Below are 17,357 nucleotides of genomic sequence, written 5' to 3' on the forward strand. Positions count from 1 at the left end.
GGAACACGCAAGCAGGGCTCTCTTCGTCGTGCCCTGTGGGGGCCGAGCCCCCACACCCCCGCCGTGGGCACGCCCCCGGACCCCCAGGGGTGGTCGCCTCCCGAGGGAACCGCCTGGCCTGGGGCCAGGGACCGCAGCCAGCGTTCCTCCAGGGCGTCCAGGATCTGGTTGACCATCGCCGGGGTCACGTGGTCGTAGACGCGGGCGATGCCCTTCATCTTCTGGCCCAGCCGCGCCCGGCGGGCGACCTCCGGAATCCCGTCCTCGGTCAGCCAGGTGCTGTGCGTGTGACGGCCTTCGTGAAAGGTGAACGTGGGCAGGATCGGCGGCCGCCGCTCCCCCGCGCCAGCGTCGTCCAGTTCGACACCGTCCCACGCCGGCCGCCAGAACCGGATCCGGAAGTTGGACCGCCGCCACGGATGCCCCTCCGGCGTGCACAGCACGAAGGGTTCCCGGTGGCTGTCCATCAGCTCCTCGTAGACCACCGCGATCCCGGGCGGCAGCGCCACGAAGCGCGTGCCCGCAGGTGTCTTGGTCCGGCCCTTCTTCGGCCGCGAGTTCCCGCGCCGCGTCGGCGGCCGCTGGCGACCAGCCGCGTGATGATCATCGCTCTTCCGGCCTCCTTTGTAGACCTTCCCCGCCACCTCCTTCAACGGCGTCCGGATCTCGATGCCGCGGCGTTCGGAGTCGTATTCGTGCCGCTGCTGCCCGACAAGTTCGCCCCATCGGGCGCCGGTATAGACATCCATCAGGCACAGCACGAACCCAGACTTACCCAACCCCAGCTCATAGAGCCGCATAGCAGCCCGCAACGCCTGCGCCGGCGTGCCCACGAGCCGCTCGGTGTCGAAACTCCCCCATGGACAACCGAACGCCGTTGCACGGGATCATCCGGGCCCGCACCGCACCGTTCAGAATGGTGGAAAACAACGCGAAGTAGGACGACACCGACGACTCGGCGTAGTCCTCGTGCAGCTCCGAGAGCCACCGCTCGATCTCGACGTACCCGTTGAAGATCGCCACCAGCGGCCACGCGTTCCACTGCGGCAGCAGCTGGTTGTCGAGGAACGACCGGTACTTAGCAATCGTGTTCAGCTCCAACCGCGGCGCGACCGCCTCGAGCGACTCCTCCGCGAAGTCTCCGAACCGCGTCTCACCGTCGCGCGGGTCCAACCACAGGTTCCGCCGGATCAGCGCCTCCTGCTCAAGACCCCAGTCCTCGGCCGCTTTTCTCCGTCGGGAAGCCTGACTTGCTCCCCCACGTCCCGTCCGGACGCTTGTACCGAGCCCGCCACTCACCGGTTCCCGGCCCTTCCTGGCCGTAGGCCATCCTTCACTCCTCGTCTTCTCTATTACTCCGCCCCGCCTCACGCGGCACGGAAATCCTTGGCAAGGTCCTCAACGGACACTCGTAGTCGCGGCGGCTTCACCGGTGCCGCGCTGAGACGTACGATCTCGGCGACATCGGCGCGGGTGAACCGGTAGTGCTTGCCGAACCGGTGATGCGGCAGCACCCCAGCAGCCGCCTGGTCCTTCAACGTCCTCGGCGACAGCTGCAACAACTCCCCCACCTCCTCCGCAGTCAGCAACGCATCCGGATCCGCCGGCGGCTCCGGCACGGTCGCCCGCACCGCCGCGGCAAGCTCGCGGATGGCCATGGCGACCGCACAGCCCTCTCCGTTTCCGTGGTCGCATTCGAGCTCCATTACGCACTCCATTCTTGTTGTCAGAAATCGAGCCGATCAGGGAAGTGTTCAACCCAGCACACATATCCACAACGAAACACGACCTACAGTCAATACGTTCCAGAAAGAAACTTAAAGAGCCTCGGACGTGAGCAAACCCCAACACGCCCCGCGCTTCCGCGAAGCTACTATTCGACGAACCGATATACGAACCAGCGCCAGAACGAAAAGGATGAACGGATGGCCAAGAGGGTCACGATCGAGATACTCGACGACACGAACGGCAGTCCCGCCGAGCAGACCGTCCCGTTCGGACTCGACGGCGTCGCTTACGAGATCGACCTGTCCGCAACGAACGCCACCGCACTACGCGAAGCACTGGGACCGTATGTGGCAGCCGCACGGCGAACCGAAGGCCGCCGGATCAAAGTCGCCGTCGGCCAGCCGACCGACAGCACGAAACAGGAACCGGAGCCAAGTAAGAACTACACGGCTACTCGCGACATCCGCAGGCGGGCTCGAGCAAGCGGGCATGAAGTAGCCGATCAGGGCCGCATCGCGAAGACAGTCATCGAGGCATACCACTCATCTCGCCAGCGGCTCAGCACGGAAACCAATCGGAGCGCCTGACCGGGCCCACGGCGAAGCGGCGCCCCAAACCACGAAAATGATGCTCCATCAGCACCGAAGCACCTCCGAATTCTCACGGCCCCTCCAAAGTAGCGATGACGTGCCGCTTGCAGCACATCGACGCTCCTAACTCCGGCAATAGGCTTCACTGGAGACATGCGGTGGCCAGCTTTCCAGCCCACCAGCTCCCAAGGTGGCAGCCGTCAGGTGCGTCTCGGCTAGAGCGGCCGGAAGTGACCTAGGCTAGTCGGCGTAGATGTCCAGTCCGCCGGGCGCAACCACGTGAAATTCCGTCCGCCCAACCGCGCTCTTCCCGGCAGGGCTTGGTTACAGTCGGAGGACCGAGTTGATCTATAACCCCACCCTGAAATCTGGCACGGACTTGCAGCTCCAGTGAAGACGCCAGTTCGCGAACTACGCAGTGTGGACGCCTCACGGTTGTCGATCGCTTCACCGAAACTCGAACGAACGCCGCGGGCCCCGCTAGTATCGATCGCCGTGAGCGGGCCTTGGGGTGGCAACCAAGTCGATGGCGCGGTTCCAGCGCGGTCATGCGGACCCAGTCGGTCAACGGAGACATACATCTGCACCAGGCCAGATCACCTTGGAAAACGGCTCCCCGGCCCGCCGTTGACGACACCGCCGCACTGCTCGCGCTGACCACCACCCCGGACGGGCGCCGCAAACCGGCCGGTCCCACCGACGGTCGGCCGTCACGCCTTCGGCTACGCCGGCGGCGGCCGGTCCTCCACCTACACCTTCCTGCTGCGCGCCGCCCTCGGCGTCCACCACAACGAGACCAGCAATATCGCCCAAACCGCCGTCGAGGCCGCCGACGACGACCAGCTCAGCAGCCAGCCGCGGGAGGCGATCTCCACTACTAAGGGGCCGCTGCGGCTTGCGCTTCGCACAGCCATCCGGGAAGGCTGACCCGCTCGCAGGTGCGGTCCTGGCCCCCGGCGGCAGCATGCAGACTACCCGCCGCGCGGCCGTCCGCCCGGTTCGTTTCCCGCCGGACCAGCTCCTGTCCGGCCAGCCGCGTGAGCAACGCCGTCATGGTCGGCAAGGCGACCCGCACGTGGGCGGCGAGCGCGCTCGCGCGAGCCGGCCCGTGCCGAGCCAGCCGGACGAGGACGGCCGCGGCGGTCGGGCTCAGCTCGCCGCCGTGGCAGCGCAGCCATTGCGTGAGTTTTCCGACGACTTCGTAGAGGTCCCCGGAGATCTTTCCCGCGTCGGTCTCCACGGGTTAGTGGTACACGCTAACTACATAGCTTACCTATCTAAATTTTGTGCCTTCTCGCCGAAGTGACTGATTCAACATGCAGCCGTTCCGGTGATTCGGTTACACAGCGCGTGGCCGATGGCGCAGCACGTTAGACAGCAACATAATCCAGTGATACAAGTTGACCTATGGACGACACCGCAGAAGCGCTGGACGAGATGGTCGGCCTCGTCGTCCGCCACCTGACCGGCCGGGAGGGCCTGTCGATGACAGCTTTGGCCTGCATGTCCCGGCTGCAGCACGAAGGCCCGCTTCGCTTGACGACGCTCGCCACGGCCGAGGCGGTCAGCCAGCCGTCGATGAGCCAGCTCGTCCAGCGCCTGGAGCGACAGGGGCTCGTGTCCCGGATCGCCGACCCCGAAGACGGCCGCGCCTCGCTCGTCGCCCTCACCGAACCCGGCCGCGCCCTGCTCGCCGAGCGCCGCGCCGCGCGCCACCAGCGCCTCGCCGACCTGCTGGCAGTACTGCCCGACGAGGACGCGGCCGCCCTGCGGCTGGCCATGACGGTGGCCCTGCCCGTGGTCCGCCGACTCGTCGACGCCGCCCGCCACCCCAGCTCCGCGGCCGCCGAGGCCTGACCACCCCGGCTCACGCCGGGTGTTTTCGCACGCCCACGACCCGTGACCGAAAGTAGGCAACCGCCTACCAACCGTTCGAAGGGAGCACCATGACCACCTCGCTCGAGCCGGAGCGGTCCGCGCAGCCGGAGTATCCCGCCCCACGGGCGCAGGGCTGCCCGTTCGATCCCTCGCCCCGCATCCGTGAACTGCAGGAGCAGGCGTCGATCACCCGGACGAGCCTGTGGGACGGCAGTACGCCGTGGCTGGTCACCCGGCACGAGGACTTCCGCGCCCTGCTGGCCGACCCCCGGGTGAGCGCGGACCCCACGCGCGCCGGCTACCCCAGCACCACCCCGGCCATGCTGGCCCGCCGCACGCAGGCTCGGAGTTTCATCTCCATGGACGACCCCGACCACGCCCGGCTCCGGCGGATGGTCACCGCGCCGTTCGCCATCAAGCGCATCGAGGCGATGCGCTCCGCGATCCAGCGGATCGTCGACGGCCTGCTCAACGACCTCCTCGCCGGTCCGAAGCCGGTCGACCTGGTCCAGGCGTTCGCCTTGCCGATGCCGTCCCTGGTCATCTGCGAACTGCTCGGCGTGCCCTACGAAGACCACGGCTTCTTCCAGCAGAACAGCCGGCTCCTGGTCAAGCGCGACACGCCGACGGAGGACGCGCTGGCCGCGCAGCAACGCCTGGTCGACTACATCGACGACCTGCTGGGCCGCAAGCTCACGGACCCCGGTGACGACCTGCTCACCGACCTCGCCACCCAGCGCGTCCGCGCCGGCGAGCTGACCCGGCGCGAGGCCGCGGCGATGGGCATGCTTCTGCTGGTGGCGGGGCACGAGACCACCGCCAACATGATCGCCCTCGGTACCGTGGCCCTGCTGGAGCACCCGGACCAGCTCACCCTCCTGCGGGAAACCGAGGACCCGAAGCTGGTCGCCGGCGCGGTCGAAGAGCTGCTGCGCTACCTCACCATCGTCCACATGGGACGGCGGCGGGTGGCACTGGCCGACATCGAGTACGGGGGCGTGACGATCCGGGCCGGCGAGGGCATCGTGTTCGCCGGCGAAGTCGGCAACCGTGACCCCGAGGTGTTCGCCGACCCCGACCGGCTCGACATCACCCGCGACGCCCGCCGCCACGTCGCGTTCGGCTTCGGCGTGCACCAGTGCCTCGGCCAGCCCCTCGCCCGCGTCGAACTGCAGGTCGCCTACGCGAGCCTCTTCCGCCGCATTCCGACCTTGAGCCTCGCCACCAGCGTCGACGAGCTCCCGTTCAAGCACGACGGCCAGGTCTACGGCGTCTACGAACTGCCGGTCACCTGGTAATCCGGACTGTCCACAAAGGAGGAACTCATGAAGGTCATCATCGACCAGGACGCCTGCGTCGCGTCGGGGCAGTGCGTCCTCGCCGCCGGCGACGTCTTCGACCAGGACGACAACGGCATCGCCGTGCTGCTCCAGGAAAACCCGAGTGAGGCGCACGCCGCCGACGTCCGGGAAGCCGCCGCGATCTGCCCCGCACTGGCCATCCGGATCGAGGAATGAGCGACCTACCCCGGCACGTGGTCGTGGGCGGCGCGTCCGCCGCCGGCCTCACCACCGCCGAGAACCTCCGCAAACGCGGCTACGACGGGAAACTGACCCTCGTCGGCGACGAACCCCACCCGCCCTACGACCGGCCCCCGCTGTCCAAGCAGATCCTGGCCGGCACCTGGGTCCCCGAACGCGTCCGGCTCCGCGACGACGACGCCCTGCGCGGCCTCGACGCGACCCTGTTGCTCGGCCACCGCGCGACCGGCCTCGACCCCGCCACCCGGCGGGTCTCCCTCGACGACGGAGCCACGCTGGAGTACGACGCCCTCGTGATCGCGACCGGCGTAACCCCGCGCGAGCTGCCCGGCACGAACCTCGACGGCGTGCACCGCCTGCGCACCCTGGACGACGCGCTCGCCCTGCGCACCGGGCTGCTCGCGGGTCCCAAGGTGGTCGTCGTCGGCGCCGGGTTCCTCGGCGCCGAGGTCGCCGCCGTCGCCCGGCGGATGGATCTGGAGGTGACCCTCGTCGACCCGCTGTCGGTGCCGATGCGCCGCCAGTTCGGCGACCGTGTCGGCGATCTCGTCGGCCGACTGCACCGCGATCACGGCACCACGCTGCGCTGCGGCGTCGGTGTCGCCCGTTTTCTCGGCAGCGGCGGCCGCGTCATCGGCGTCGAGCTCGCCGACGAATCCGTGCTGGACGCCGACCTCGTGCTCGTCGCCGTCGGCTCCACGCCGGCCACCACCTGGCTGGTGGAGTCGGGCCTGCCCCTGGGCAACGGCGTCGAATGCGACGAGTTCTGCCGCGCCGCCCCCGGCGTCTACGCCGCCGGAGACGTCGCATCCTGGCCGAACACCCACTTCGGCCTGCGGATGCGACTGGAGCACCGGATGAACGCGACCGAGCAGGGCATGGCCGTCGCGGCCGCGATCATGGGCGAGGCGAAGCCGTTCGCGCCGGTGCCGTACTTCTGGACCGACCAGTACGACACCAAGATCCAGGCCTACGGCATCTTCCCCGAAGACGCCCGCGTCCAGCTCCTCGACGGCGGCTTCGACGAACGCAAGTTCATCGCCGCCTACGTCCGGGACGACACCGTGGTCGGCGTGCTCGGCTGGGACGAGCCGCGGCGGGTCCGCGAAGCGCGCCGGCTCGTCGTCGAGCAGGCGCCGCTGGTGTCGGCGGCCGGGAGCCGGGCCGCCATGCCGCAGTCACCGCAGGTGAACGCGACCAAGCAGATCATCGACGAGGTCGTGCAGTGATCGCGTAGCCGATCCTTCGAGCCACCGGACGCTCCCGACTCGCACGGCGGCGAGGAACGTCGCCGCCATGAGGTGAGCGGACTCCTCGTCGATGCCGCGCCCCCGGGCCATCAGGACCGCCGCCAGGTCGCGTTCCAGGGCCATCTGGTCGGCGGCCTGCTGCGCGAGCAGCGAGGGATGCCGCCGGAGCAGCCGCAGCTGCGCCACCCACTCGCGGTCGGGGATCACCCGGTCGCGGTACAGCTCGCCGCAAGCCGCGCGCAGCGCCTGCCACGGCTCCTCCGCCGCGGGCCTCGCCTCGAGCAGGGACACCAGCTCCCTGGTCCGCTCGCGGTCGGCGTGCAGGACCGCGTCTTCCTTGTTCGCGAAGTAGTTGGAGAACGTCCGCCGGGACACGCCCACCTCGTCGGCGATGTCCTCGACGGTCACGCCGTCGAGTCCCCGTTCCATCGCCAGCCGCAGCGCGGCCTCGTGGAGCGACTGGCGAGTGGCCGCCTTCTTGCGCGTCCGCAGCGAGTCGAGGGTGTCCATGCGGTCAGCCTAGCGACGGGAATACACTGCCCATTGTGCAAGTTTGCACAGTGGGCAATAATTTACCCGGACGTGAAGGGGTGCTGTGAAAACCGAGAGAGACACCGCGGACGGGGCCATGCGGCACCGCGAGGTGCTGGAATCGCTGTCCGGCCTGCTGCTGGCCCTGTTCGTGGCCATGATCAGCTCGACGGTCGTGTCGACGTCGCTGCCACTGATCATCGGCTCGCTGAACGGCACCCAGACGCAGTACACGTGGGTCGTCACCGCGACGCTGCTCGCCGCCACGGCCACCACCCCGATCTGGGGCAAGCTCGCCGACCTGTTCAACAAGAAGACCCTGGTCCAGGTGGCCATCGTGATCTTCGTGGCCGGCTCGATGATCAGCGGGCTCAGCCAGAACACCGGCCAGCTGATCGCCGCCCGCGCCTTCCAGGGCATCGGCGTCGGCGGGCTGCAGGCCCTGGTCCAGGTCGTGATCGCCGCGATCATCCCGCCGCGCGAACGCGGCCGGTACAACGGCTACCTCGGCGCCGTCATGGCCGTCGCGACGGTCGGCGGCCCGCTGCTGGGCGGCCTGATCGTGGACGTGCCGTGGCTGGGCTGGCGCTGGTGCTTCTTCGTCGGCGTGCCGATCGCGGTCATCGCGTTCGTCGTGCTTCAGCGCACCCTGAAGCTGAAGACCGTGCGCCGCGAGAACGTCCACGTCGACTACCTCGGCGCCGGCCTCATCGCCGCCGGCGTCAGCGTCCTGCTGATCTGGGTGTCCTTCGTCGGCAACTCCTTCGACTGGCTCTCCTGGCAGACCGCGGTGATGGTCGCGGCCGGGCTCGTGCTGCTCGCGGCCGCCGTGCTGGTGGAGAAGAAGGTCCGCGAACCCGTCGTGCCGCTGCACATCGTCGTCCAGCGGACGCCCGCGCTCGCGATCATCGCGAGCCTCGCGGTCGGCATGGCGATGTTCGGCGGCGCGGTGTTCCTCGGTCAGTACTTCCAGATCGGGCGCGGCTACACGCCCACCGAGGCCGGTCTCCTGACCATGCCGATGATGGCCGGCGTGCTCGTGTCCTCCACCGTGTCCGGGCGGCTGATCAGCCGCACCGGCAAGATCAAGCCGTACATCGTGGCCGGCACGATCATCCTCGTGCTCGGGTTCCTCGGACTCGGCATGGTCGACCACGCCACCCCGCTGTGGATCATCGGCATCGCGATGGCCGTGGTCGGCATCGGGGTCGGCATGACCATGCAGAACCTCGTGCTGTCGGTGCAGAACGACGTCCCGCTGCGGGACCTCGGCGCAGCGAGCGCATCGGTGACGTTCTTCCGGTCGCTCGGCGGCACCATCGGCGTCTCGGTGCTCGGCGCCGTCCTCGCCAACCGGGTCACCGCCGACCTGTCCGCGGCCCTGCACGTGCCCGCCGGCCAGGCCTCCACGGGCAGTGTCAGCGCCCTCAACCTCAAGGCGCTGCCGCCGCAGGTCCAGACGGTGGTGCACACCGTGTACGGCGACGCGACCGCGCACATCTTCCTGATTTCCGCGGCAGTCGCGGTCATCGGGGTGATCGCGGCACTGGCGCTCAAGCCGGTCACCCTGCGCACCACGATCGACCTCGCGCAGCAGAAGGAGACCGCCGAACCGAACCCAGTCACCCGGTAGGAAGGCTGACGATGAGCGGGGCCGAGCCCAGTGCGTTCGCGTCCACCATGGAGCAGTTCGGCCCGCGCCGGGACCCCTCGGCGCGGGCCATCCTGGCCGGCGTCGACGGGTCCGACACGGCCATGCGGGCCGCAGCTTTCGCCTTCGGCCTGGCTCGCCGCCAAGACAGCCGGCTCATCATCGCCTTCGTCGCCTGTCCCGCACCGCTGATCCCGCTGCGGCCGGCAGCCGCAACCATGCTCGAACACGACACGACAACCCACCTCTACGCCGAATTGCGCGAGCAGATGCGTACGGCCGCCACGGAACTGCAAGTCCCCGTCTCGCTGCTGAAGACGTTCGGCGACCCGTACACGGCGCTGCGCGACGCCGCCGACCACAACCAGGTCGACACGGTCGTGGTCGGCGCCTCGCAGAAGGCGGGCCACCGCTTCGCCGGTTCCGTCGCCACCAAGCTGATCCGGGCCGGACACTGGCCCGTCCTCGTGGTTCCTTGACCTCGCGCCCATGCCGGTCGCCCTCGGTCCGAGTCCCGCGCACCAAGCACGGAGGCCATCGGTGCCACCGCTATCACCGCTGAGGAGTGGCCCACCGGCGAGGTCGGCACGGCCTGTTCGCCGACGCCCGCGAGTTCTCTCCTACCACGGCGACCCCGGCCAGACCGCCGCCATCCGGGACGCACGCGGCTCGGTCACCGTCGGTTCGGCCACCTCGCGCAGCGCGTCGGCGGAGCACTCCGCGACGGACGAGTTTCGGCGCCGGCGTCGGCTAGCGCGACGGCCCAGCGCAGCCTCCAGCCGCCACCATCGCCGACCTCGCGTTGCCCACTGAGATCAACCACGAAGACCACGCCCGCCGCCCGATCATCAAGGCCTGTCGACGCATAGCCCGGTCTCCCGCAACACACGAAACGATCAGCGACGCGAACGAGCCCTCCGACCACCATTCGCGTTTGTTCAGCTCGGAGGCCGAGTTGGCCTTCCGGGTTGGGCAGCACCCACACTGAACCGAATAGAACGTTATACAGAGGTCGAGCCTGGGCGCGGGAAGGATCTCCACCAGGCCAATCCGGGGCAAGTCCCAACGCCGTATGCGGCGCCAGCGCCCAACCTTCGATGGCTTCAGCGTCCATGTCGATCCCAGCGTCGCGCAGAGCGAGCAAGGTGCTCACGACGTGATCTTTTTCGAAGGCCGCCGAGATGGTGTTGTTGTGGTTCACCGAGCGGGTCACGCTTTCGAGGGCCTCGGTCACGACACCATCGAGTTCAGGTGTCAGCTCGGCGCTCGGACACGGTTACCGCCCTCCTGGATCAGCTGCCCTATGTCGGACATGTCCGGCCAGGCCATCAGACCGGACCACGGCGGCGAAGGTAACCACCGCCCCGGCCGGTTACGTGCTCGACGTTCCGATAGCGAGCTACGAACTGCTCAAGTCGTTCGCAGGTTGGACTTCAAGTGCGTCCACACGGAGATCGTGTCGTCGTCCGCCATGTGCTCGCAGCACCAGTCGATGGCCGCGTCCAATCCTTCGTCGTCGTAGCTGGCCACCGCTCGGATGGCTGGACGGCTGGTCTCAATCTGAGACCGAAGACGTCCTGTCGCCGCTCTACGCTGCCCGTTGCGGGCTTTCCGCGACCTTGCCCGTGTCGAGGAGGACGCCATGCTTGACCTCCAGTACCTCCGGGGAGTGGTGGTGGTCCGTCTGCGGGCGCTGTCCCGGCACACGATGGACAGCTGCCTGCTGGATCGCCTGGGCGCGGCACTCACCTACATCGGTTCGGATCGCTCGATCGTGCTGACGGGCATCGGCGACGTCTTCGCTCCCGATATCGCCGCCGACAGCGACCTCGTCAAGGCCAAGGTGCTGAGCCGCGTGCACGAGGTGCGGCGCGCGATCGCCGCTCACCCGCATCCCGTCGCCGCCGCGATCAACGGGGACGCCATCGGCGCGGGCTGGGCGCTGGCCGAGGCCGCGGACGTCCGCATCATGTCCGGCGGTGTCATCGCGCCGGAGCACGGCGTGCGGTACGGGGTGACGGCGGCCTGGGCCGCCGGGCTGGTCGAACACACCACCGCCCCGGCGAACCTGCTCGACCACGCGCTCACGCTGGCCGACCGGTTGCGGCCGCGAGCCGCGGCCGGGTAGGCACGGACCTGCCGACACGCCAAGGTGCGCGCCACGGATTGCCCGTGGCGCGCACCTCGCGCGATCCGGTCAGTAGATGTTCGACGGGCGGACCATGCCCTCGGCCAGGTCGCCGACGCCCGGCGCGATGATCGCTCCCGGGTTGACCAGCACCTTCTCCACGACCGCGGTCTCGGTGGTGATCAGCAGCGCGGCGATCGAGGCCGCACTCTCCAACGCCGAGCGAGTCACCTTCAGCGGGTCGATGACTCCGGCGGCGAAGAGATCGCAGTAGCTGCCGGTCAGGGCGTCGAATCCCTGTCCGTTGGCCATGCCCGCGACCCGCTCGCGCACCTCGGCGCCCTCGTAGCCGGCGTTCTCCGCGATCCAGTGCAACGGCTCGCCGAGCGCGCGCCGCACGATTTCCCGCCCCTGGGCCGCGTCGCCCTCGAGGCCGGGCAGCTCGACGGTGATCGCGGCCTGCGCCAGTGCCGCGCCGCCGCCGGCGACCACCCCCTCTTCCAGGGCCGCCCGTGCCGCGGCCAGCGAGTCCTCGACGCGCAGCATCCGCTCCTTGAGCTCCACGCTGGTCGCCGCGCCGACGTGCACGACGGCGATGCTGCCGGACAGCCGGGCGATCCGGAGTTTGAGGCTGTCCTGGTCATGTTCGATCCGCGCCCGTTCGAGCTGTTTCTCGAGCTGTCCGATCCGCGCCCGCACGGTGGCCTCGCCGCCCGCGCCGCCCACGATGGTCGTCGTGTCCTCCGTGATCGTGATGTGCTCGCAGCGGCCCAGGTCCTGCTCGGTGACCTCGGCCAGGGTGACGCCGGAGTCCTCGCTGACGACCCGGCCGCCGAGCGCGGCCGCCAGGTCTTCCAGCTCGGCCACCCGCCGGTGGCCGAAGCCGGGTGCGCGCACGACGGCCGCGGCGAAGGTGCGGTGGACGTTGCCGCTGACGATCATCTGCAGGGCCGGGCCGTCGACGTTCTCGGCGAGGATCACCAGCGGCCGGTCGGCGCGCCGGGCCGCCTCGACGGTGGGCATCAGGTCCTGCACCTGGCTGATCTTCTTGTTGGTGAGCAGGATGACGGCGTTGTCGAAGCTCACTTCCATCCGGTCGCGGTCGGTGACCATGTAGGGCGAGGTGTAGCCGTGGTCGAACTCGATCCCGTCGACCACGTCGACGCTCAGCCCCGGCGAGTCGGACTCCTCGACCTCGACGACGCCTTGACGGCCGACCGCGGACAGGGCCTGCGCGATGACCCGGCCGATGCGTTCGTCGTCGCTGGCGGCCAGTGTCGCGATCCGTTCCAGCTCGGCTTCGCCGGCGACCTCGACCGCGGACTTGCGCAGCCGCTCGACGACGGCTTCGACGGTCTCTTCGATGCCGCGGCGGACCCGCATGGGGTTTGCGCCCTCGCTCAGCGCGGCCAGACCCTCCCGCACCATCGCCTGGGCGAGCACGGTGGCGGTCGTCGTGCCGTCGCCGACCGCGCCGTTGGTCTTCATCGCGACTTCCTTGACCAGCTGGGCGCCCATGTTGGCGAAGGGTTCCTCCAGCTGGATCTCCCGGGCGATCGTCACGCCGTCGTTGGTGATGGTCGGGGGGCCGGTCAGCTTCTCCAGCACCGCGTTGCGGCCCTTCGGCCCCAGGGTCACCTTCACCGCGTCGGCCAGGGCATTGACCCCCAGCTCGAGCTGGCGCCGCGCATCGACGCTGAACCGCAGCTCCTTGGCCATGATCTTTCCTTTCAGGGGATGAGAATTGCCCGGCCGCGGACCTTGCCCGCGCTCAAATCGTCGATGGCCTGCTGGAACTGCTCCAGGCGGTACTGGGCGGTGTGCAGCTTCACCTTGCCCTGGGCCGCGAGCACCATCAGGTCCTGCAGGTCGGTGTAGGAACCGACGAGGTTGCCGACGATGTTGATCTCCGTGGAGATGATGTCGATCGTCGGGACATCGATGTTTTCGCCGTAGCCGACGACGTAGTAGTTGCCCGCCCGGCGCAGCATCCGCACGCCTTCGGTGGTGGAGCCGCCTTCACCGACGAAGTCGATGACGGCTTCGGCGCCGTGTCCGCCGGTCAGCTCGAGGACCGTGTCCACGTGGGACCCGTCGGCGACGACGGTGACGTCCGCCCCGATCTGCTCAGCCAGCTTGAGCGCCGCGGGATTGCGATCGACGACGACGAGAGTCGCCGCGCTCATCGCCTTCAGGCACTGGACGCCGATGTGGCCGAGGCCGCCCGCGCCGATCATGACGCAGACATCGCCCGGCCGGAGCACCGCCGCGGCCTTCGCCACTGCGTGTTGCGCGGTCAGCCCGGCGTCGGCGAGCGCGGCGACGTCGGCCGGCTCGAGGCTGTCGTCCAGCTTGACGCAGGACCGGGCCGAGGTGAGCAGGTACTCGGCGTACCCGCCGGCGGTGTCGATGCCGGGGAACTTCGAGTTCTCGCAGTGCACGTCGTCGCCGAGGCGGCAGGCCCGGCACAGCCCGCAGGTCATCAGCGGGTGGAGGATGACCTTGTCGCCGACTGCGACGTTCGTGACCGCGTCGCCGACCGCGTGCACCCACCCGGCGTTCTCGTGGCCGATCGTGTACGGCAGGGTGACGCCGCTCTTCTCGGCCCACTGGCCCTCCAGGATGTGGAGGTCGGTGCGGCAGACCCCGGCCGCGCCGACCCGGACGACCACGTCCAGCGGCCCGGTGATCTTCGGCTCGTCGACTTCGCGGGCCTCGAGGTTCCGGTGGTAACCGGTGACCTGAACTGCTTTCACGATCGGCTCCTGGTGTTCGTGATGACGGGGTCGGCGTCCGCGTCGCCGTACCGGGTGGCGAGCAGTCCCCGGCAGAAGTGGGCGTTTCCCTCGATGGACACGCGGGTGGCCGCGGCCAGGCGCAGCCACAGCGCGCTGTCTGCTTTCGCGACCGCCGTACCGTCGTGGTCGACGAGCACGCGGGCGTGCGAGCCGGTGGGCAGCCCGATCGCTTCCCGCCGGCGCAGCAGCGCCGACTTGAGCGGACCTTCGGGCAGGTCGAACAGCTCCAGCAGTGGCAACTCCTCGAGCGTCCAGGCGCCACCGGCCAGCACGGTGCGGCAGCACCGTTCGACGGCGGCCAGGTGCGCCTTGCGCTGGAAGGTCGCGCGCAGCTCGTCCAGGTTGTCCTGCGCCTCGACCCCGAACGTGCCCACGTAACCGGCACCGGCGGCGATCCCGCGGTTGATCTTGTCCGAGTCGTGGTGGTCGTCCAGGAACACCCGGATCCGCCCCAGCCCCGGCACGGCGGACAGGGCGTCCTGGGCGTCGGAGACCATCAAGTACGCGAAGTTGGGGGCGCAGAACGACGTCGGCAGGCGCAGGTGCACCTCGACGCCCTCGTCATCGATGGCCACCGAGCGCACGAAACCGAGTTCGGTGACCGGCTGGTCCAGCTCGGGATCGAGCACAGTGGCCAGTGCCGCGAGCACCTCGGCTTCCACCGACACGGCGGTAGTCATCGTGCCACCGCCCCGGCGGCCACCTCTTCTCCGGTGTCACCGGCCTTGGTCGGCAACCGGAGCTCCTGCGGCACGTCGATGTCGTAGAGTGCGGCGGCGTTCAGGCCGAGGATCTTCTTCTTCTGCGCGGTGGTGATGGCCGGGTATTCGGGCATGTCCTCGGGGATCTGGAAGTCCACGAACCGCTCGATGAGCCACTTCGGCGTCCAGAGCGCGTAGTCACTGCCGAAGAGGATCTTGTCCTCCCCGAGCCAGTACAGCAGCTCGCCGATGATCTGGGCGAAGTAGCGCGGCCGCGTGTGCATGAACGGGATCGCCACCGCGAGACCGCCGTACACGTTGGACTCCTGGGTGGCGATCCAGCAGAAGTCCTCCAGGCGGGGCAGGCCGACGTGCTCGACGATGAAGTTGAGGTCGAGGTAGTCGGTGGCGACCTTGTCGACGTCGGCGACGTCGAACGCGTCGCGGTCCAGCGGGCGGATCGTCGGTCCCTTGTGGACGTGGATGTTCTTGATGCCCAGGGCCAGGCACTCTTCGAGGTAGCGGCGCGACCACGGGTCGTCCAGCTTGTACCCGCGCGAGTCGCCGTGCCACTCCGCGGTGTACAGCTTGACGCCCTTGAGGTTCATCCGTTCGGCGTCCCGGCGCAGCTGTTCCAGCCCGGCTTCCCCGTTGCGCGGGTCGTAGGCGTGGTTGTAGGTCAGCTTGTCCGGATGCTGCCGGGTGAGCCCGAAGGCCTCCTCGGTCTGTCCGAACCCGGTCTTGTAGAACTCGCTGAGTAACGTGGCCTGGAAGATCGCGTGGTCGACGTGGCCTTCCTGGAAGATGTCCTTCATGAAGCGCTCGGCGCCGTAGTAGGTGTAGGTGTCGTAGTCCCAGAGGACTTCCTCGGGGCTGAGGTTCTTGTGGTAGTCGTAGAAGCAGTCGATGAACTGCTTGCCGTGGACGTTCTTCTGGTTCGACTCCCGGGCGTCCCAGATGTGGACGTGGCCATCGACGATGAAGTACTTTTCGCCGTCCTTCTCGTACATCGGAGATCCTCAACCTTCGTTCTGGGTGTGTGGTGGTGCGGTGGTGGCGGAGCTCCCCCGGGTGACCCGCCACCACCGGTGCGGTGCGCGGTCCGCGTCAGCCGTGGGCCGAGAGATCGAAGCCGATGTACTCGGCGGCGTCCTCGGGGTTGGCGAACAGCAGGGTGCGGTCGTCCAGGTGCACCATGCGCCCGTAGTGGGTGGAACTGATCTCCTCGAAGATCGAGCCGTCGAACGGCTGGCCGAGGGCGTCGGTCAGCTCGGCGTAGTCGAACTCGAGCAGCTTCGTGCCGTCGACCCGGATCATCGACGGGTACTCGACGAGCTCGACGCCGTCCTTGGCACCCATCACGTCCGCGACGACGCGGCCGATCGGGGTGTTCATCAGGGTGACGCCGCACATGTTCGACGACCCCGCCTGGGAACCGAACTGCAGGGGACTGCTCACTGGTCCAACTCCTTCGGAACGTCGAGCCCGATCTCCTCGAGCAGCTGGGCGAACTTCTCCTTGGTCGCGGCGAGCGAGTCGGCGAAGGTCCGCGTCTTCTCGGCCGGCTGCGACCAGATCGGCTGCAGCGCGTGCGCGGCGTCCAGGCACCGCGGCACCCAGGTCGAGAGCCACTGGCCGAACAGCTCCTTGTTGGTGGCGGCGAACTGCTCGTCGCGGGTGAGCAGGCGGAACAGCGCGCGGGTGTAGGCGAGGTCGCGGCTGTAGTCGTGCTCACCGGTGCCGACGATGGTCGGCGTGACGTAGTCGCCGTTCTTGGCGGAGATCTGCATGACCAGCTCGGACCGGAAGAGCTGGCCGACGAGCTGCTCGAAGACGACGTTGGTCGCGAACAGCAGCTCCGCCCAGTCGCCGACCGCGGTCAGCTCCTCGACGACGCGCCGGGTGGGCTGCCACTCGGGGGCCGACTGCCAGACCTCCTTGTGGACGGCGCCGTCGAAGGTGTCGAGCGACTCGGCCAGGTCGAGGTTGAACAGGGCGAGGTCCTGGGCGAAGCGCATCTTGTGCGCGGCGTTGACGGCGACCGCGGTGTTGATCATGTTGGTGGGGCCGGAGCGCTGGATCGAGGTGAACACGTGCAGCGCCATCCCGTTCTCGGCGTGCATCCAGGCGCCGAGGTTGCGGGCGATGAACTTCTGCCAGGCGGGGTTCCACCCGTCGTAGGCGTTGGCGCGCTTGGCGTTCTCCAGTCCGAGCGCGACCTGCCGGACCACCGCGGAGTTGTTCCGGTAGAGGGTCTGCTCCCACTCCTCGTTCGGGTCGAGGAAGGCGTGCCAGTTCGAGGACTTCGCCTGGGTCCACTCCTGCGGGTAGCCGCCCGGCCCGTTGCCGAAGCCGTAGATCCAGCCCTGGGACAGGTGCCGCTCGGGGTCCGGCTGCACGTCGACGGTCACGTCCTCGTACACCGTCGCCCGCAGCTTGGCCGGCTTGAAGTACGAGTACGCCCGGCTCTTGGAGCTCGGGAACTCCAGTGCGCCCGCTTCGGAATCGGTGAACTCCACCTTCGGGAAGCTGCGCACCTTCGGCGCTGGTGTTGCCATCTG

19 protein-coding genes are annotated in these 17,357 nt (G+C 68.8%); 8 read left to right on the forward strand and 11 right to left on the reverse strand.

The features are described 5' to 3' along the window. Positions 1–786: 786 nt before the first annotated feature. Positions 787–1,173: a hypothetical protein gene (locus tag IE317_RS44235; RefSeq protein WP_229902427.1), complete on the reverse strand. Its 387-nt coding sequence runs from the start codon at positions 1,171–1,173 to the stop codon at positions 787–789. A gap of 194 nt (positions 1,174–1,367) precedes the next feature. After that, complete coding sequence (locus IE317_RS02670) at positions 1,368–1,706, reverse strand: helix-turn-helix domain-containing protein (protein WP_191306417.1); 339 nt, start codon at positions 1,704–1,706, stop codon at positions 1,368–1,370. A 219-nt stretch (positions 1,707–1,925) separates the two neighbouring features. Between IE317_RS02670 and IE317_RS02675 the strand changes: the two genes are divergently transcribed. Next, on the forward strand, positions 1,926–2,315 hold the full coding sequence (locus tag IE317_RS02675) for a histone-like nucleoid-structuring protein Lsr2 (RefSeq protein WP_191306418.1): 390 nt from the start codon (positions 1,926–1,928) through the stop codon (positions 2,313–2,315). Between the two features lie 880 nt (positions 2,316–3,195). On the opposite strand, the gene IE317_RS02680 is transcribed toward IE317_RS02675, so the two are convergent. After that, complete coding sequence (locus IE317_RS02680; RefSeq protein ID WP_191306419.1) at positions 3,196–3,558, reverse strand: MarR family winged helix-turn-helix transcriptional regulator; 363 nt, start codon at positions 3,556–3,558, stop codon at positions 3,196–3,198. A gap of 167 nt (positions 3,559–3,725) precedes the next feature. Between IE317_RS02680 and IE317_RS02685 the strand changes: the two genes are divergently transcribed. The 4 genes from IE317_RS02685 (at position 3,726) to IE317_RS02700 (ending at position 6,966) form a co-directional block, all read left to right on the forward strand. Continuing rightward, on the forward strand, positions 3,726–4,175 hold the full coding sequence (locus IE317_RS02685; protein ID WP_191306420.1) for a MarR family transcriptional regulator: 450 nt from the start codon (positions 3,726–3,728) through the stop codon (positions 4,173–4,175). A gap of 89 nt (positions 4,176–4,264) precedes the next feature. Beyond that, the gene (locus tag IE317_RS02690) at positions 4,265–5,494 is read left to right on the forward strand and encodes a cytochrome P450 (RefSeq protein ID WP_191306421.1); all 1,230 of its coding nucleotides are present in this window, start codon (positions 4,265–4,267) and stop codon (positions 5,492–5,494) included. 27 nt (positions 5,495–5,521) lie between these two features. Continuing rightward, entirely contained in the window at positions 5,522–5,713 is a 192-nt protein-coding gene (locus IE317_RS02695) for a ferredoxin (protein WP_191306422.1), read from the forward strand. Continuing rightward, positions 5,710–6,966 carry an NAD(P)/FAD-dependent oxidoreductase gene (locus IE317_RS02700; protein ID WP_191306423.1) on the forward strand — a complete coding sequence of 419 codons (1,257 nt, stop codon included), beginning with the start codon at positions 5,710–5,712 and terminating at the stop codon, positions 6,964–6,966. The genes IE317_RS02695 and IE317_RS02700 overlap by 4 nt, the downstream gene beginning before the upstream one ends. Here IE317_RS02700 and IE317_RS02705 read toward each other — a convergent pair. Continuing rightward, the gene (locus IE317_RS02705) at positions 6,916–7,497 is read right to left on the reverse strand and encodes a TetR/AcrR family transcriptional regulator (protein ID WP_191306424.1); all 582 of its coding nucleotides are present in this window, start codon (positions 7,495–7,497) and stop codon (positions 6,916–6,918) included. The two genes, IE317_RS02700 and IE317_RS02705, sit on opposite strands and share 51 nt — an antisense overlap. 118 nt (positions 7,498–7,615) lie before the next feature. On the opposite strand from IE317_RS02705, the gene IE317_RS02710 reads away from it, so the two are divergent. Further along, the gene (locus tag IE317_RS02710) at positions 7,616–9,151 is read left to right on the forward strand and encodes an MDR family MFS transporter (protein ID WP_191306789.1); all 1,536 of its coding nucleotides are present in this window, start codon (positions 7,616–7,618) and stop codon (positions 9,149–9,151) included. Between the two features lie 11 nt (positions 9,152–9,162). Beyond that, entirely contained in the window at positions 9,163–9,648 is a 486-nt protein-coding gene (locus IE317_RS02715) for a universal stress protein (RefSeq protein ID WP_191306425.1), read from the forward strand. 194 nt (positions 9,649–9,842) lie between these two features. Here the strand turns inward: IE317_RS02715 and IE317_RS02720 are convergent, their stop codons facing one another. Further along, positions 9,843–10,403, reverse strand: a complete 561-nt coding sequence (locus IE317_RS02720) for a hypothetical protein (protein ID WP_191306426.1) — start codon at positions 10,401–10,403, stop codon at positions 9,843–9,845. Positions 10,404–10,811: 408 nt separating this feature from the next. Here IE317_RS02720 and IE317_RS02725 point away from each other — a divergent pair, with 408 nt between their 5' ends. Further along, positions 10,812–11,297: an enoyl-CoA hydratase-related protein gene (locus tag IE317_RS02725; protein WP_191306427.1), complete on the forward strand. Its 486-nt coding sequence runs from the start codon at positions 10,812–10,814 to the stop codon at positions 11,295–11,297. Positions 11,298–11,366: 69 nt separating this feature from the next. Here IE317_RS02725 and groL read toward each other — a convergent pair whose 3' ends face one another. The 6 genes from groL to IE317_RS02755 form a co-directional block, all read right to left on the reverse strand. Beyond that, entirely contained in the window at positions 11,367–13,016 is a 1,650-nt protein-coding gene (gene groL, locus IE317_RS02730; RefSeq protein WP_191306428.1) for a chaperonin GroEL, read from the reverse strand. Positions 13,017–13,027: 11 nt separating this feature from the next. After that, positions 13,028–14,053, reverse strand: coding sequence for an NAD(P)-dependent alcohol dehydrogenase (locus IE317_RS02735; protein ID WP_191306429.1), 1,026 nt, complete (start codon positions 14,051–14,053; stop codon positions 13,028–13,030). Next, positions 14,050–14,775 (reverse strand): iron-sulfur cluster assembly protein, encoded by a 726-nt coding sequence (locus IE317_RS02740; protein WP_191306430.1) that lies wholly within the window; start codon positions 14,773–14,775, stop codon positions 14,050–14,052. Before IE317_RS02740 ends, IE317_RS02735 begins: the two co-directional genes overlap by 4 nt. Beyond that, the gene (locus tag IE317_RS02745) at positions 14,772–15,806 is read right to left on the reverse strand and encodes an amidohydrolase family protein (RefSeq protein WP_191306431.1); all 1,035 of its coding nucleotides are present in this window, start codon (positions 15,804–15,806) and stop codon (positions 14,772–14,774) included. Before IE317_RS02745 ends, IE317_RS02740 begins: the two co-directional genes overlap by 4 nt. 97 nt (positions 15,807–15,903) lie before the next feature. Beyond that, on the reverse strand, positions 15,904–16,254 hold the full coding sequence (gene mimD / locus IE317_RS02750; protein WP_229902428.1) for a propane 2-monooxygenase effector subunit MimD: 351 nt from the start codon (positions 16,252–16,254) through the stop codon (positions 15,904–15,906). Continuing rightward, the gene (locus IE317_RS02755) at positions 16,251–17,354 is read right to left on the reverse strand and encodes an aromatic/alkene monooxygenase hydroxylase subunit beta (protein WP_191306432.1); all 1,104 of its coding nucleotides are present in this window, start codon (positions 17,352–17,354) and stop codon (positions 16,251–16,253) included. The genes mimD and IE317_RS02755 overlap by 4 nt, the downstream gene beginning before the upstream one ends. Between the last annotated feature and the right edge of the window lie 3 nt (positions 17,355–17,357).

It is taken from the genome of Amycolatopsis bullii (genome assembly GCF_014654205.1).
GTDB lineage: Bacteria > Actinomycetota > Actinomycetes > Mycobacteriales > Pseudonocardiaceae > Amycolatopsis > Amycolatopsis plumensis.

Excerpts from the sequence above, each read along its gene's own strand:
- IE317_RS02675 (WP_191306418.1), top strand. The coding sequence starts at position 1,926 with ATGGCCAAGAGGGTCACGATCGAGATACTCGACGACACGAACGGCAGT.
- IE317_RS02710 (WP_191306789.1), top strand. The coding sequence starts at position 7,616 with ATGCGGCACCGCGAGGTGCTGGAATCGCTGTCCGGCCTGCTGCTGGCC.
- IE317_RS02695 (WP_191306422.1), top strand. The coding sequence starts at position 5,522 with ATGAAGGTCATCATCGACCAGGACGCCTGCGTCGCGTCGGGGCAGTGC.
- IE317_RS02685 (WP_191306420.1), top strand. The coding sequence starts at position 3,726 with ATGGACGACACCGCAGAAGCGCTGGACGAGATGGTCGGCCTCGTCGTC.
- IE317_RS02755 (WP_191306432.1), bottom strand. The coding sequence starts at position 17,354 with ATGGCAACACCAGCGCCGAAGGTGCGCAGCTTCCCGAAGGTGGAGTTC.
- IE317_RS02670 (WP_191306417.1), bottom strand. The coding sequence starts at position 1,706 with ATGGAGCTCGAATGCGACCACGGAAACGGAGAGGGCTGTGCGGTCGCC.
- IE317_RS02725 (WP_191306427.1), top strand. The coding sequence starts at position 10,812 with ATGCTTGACCTCCAGTACCTCCGGGGAGTGGTGGTGGTCCGTCTGCGG.
- IE317_RS02740 (WP_191306430.1), bottom strand. The coding sequence starts at position 14,775 with ATGACTACCGCCGTGTCGGTGGAAGCCGAGGTGCTCGCGGCACTGGCC.
- groL (WP_191306428.1), bottom strand. The coding sequence starts at position 13,016 with ATGGCCAAGGAGCTGCGGTTCAGCGTCGATGCGCGGCGCCAGCTCGAG.
- IE317_RS02745 (WP_191306431.1), bottom strand. The coding sequence starts at position 15,806 with ATGTACGAGAAGGACGGCGAAAAGTACTTCATCGTCGATGGCCACGTC.
- IE317_RS02705 (WP_191306424.1), bottom strand. The coding sequence starts at position 7,497 with ATGGACACCCTCGACTCGCTGCGGACGCGCAAGAAGGCGGCCACTCGC.
- IE317_RS02700 (WP_191306423.1), top strand. The coding sequence starts at position 5,710 with ATGAGCGACCTACCCCGGCACGTGGTCGTGGGCGGCGCGTCCGCCGCC.
- IE317_RS02690 (WP_191306421.1), top strand. The coding sequence starts at position 4,265 with ATGACCACCTCGCTCGAGCCGGAGCGGTCCGCGCAGCCGGAGTATCCC.
- IE317_RS02715 (WP_191306425.1), top strand. The coding sequence starts at position 9,163 with ATGAGCGGGGCCGAGCCCAGTGCGTTCGCGTCCACCATGGAGCAGTTC.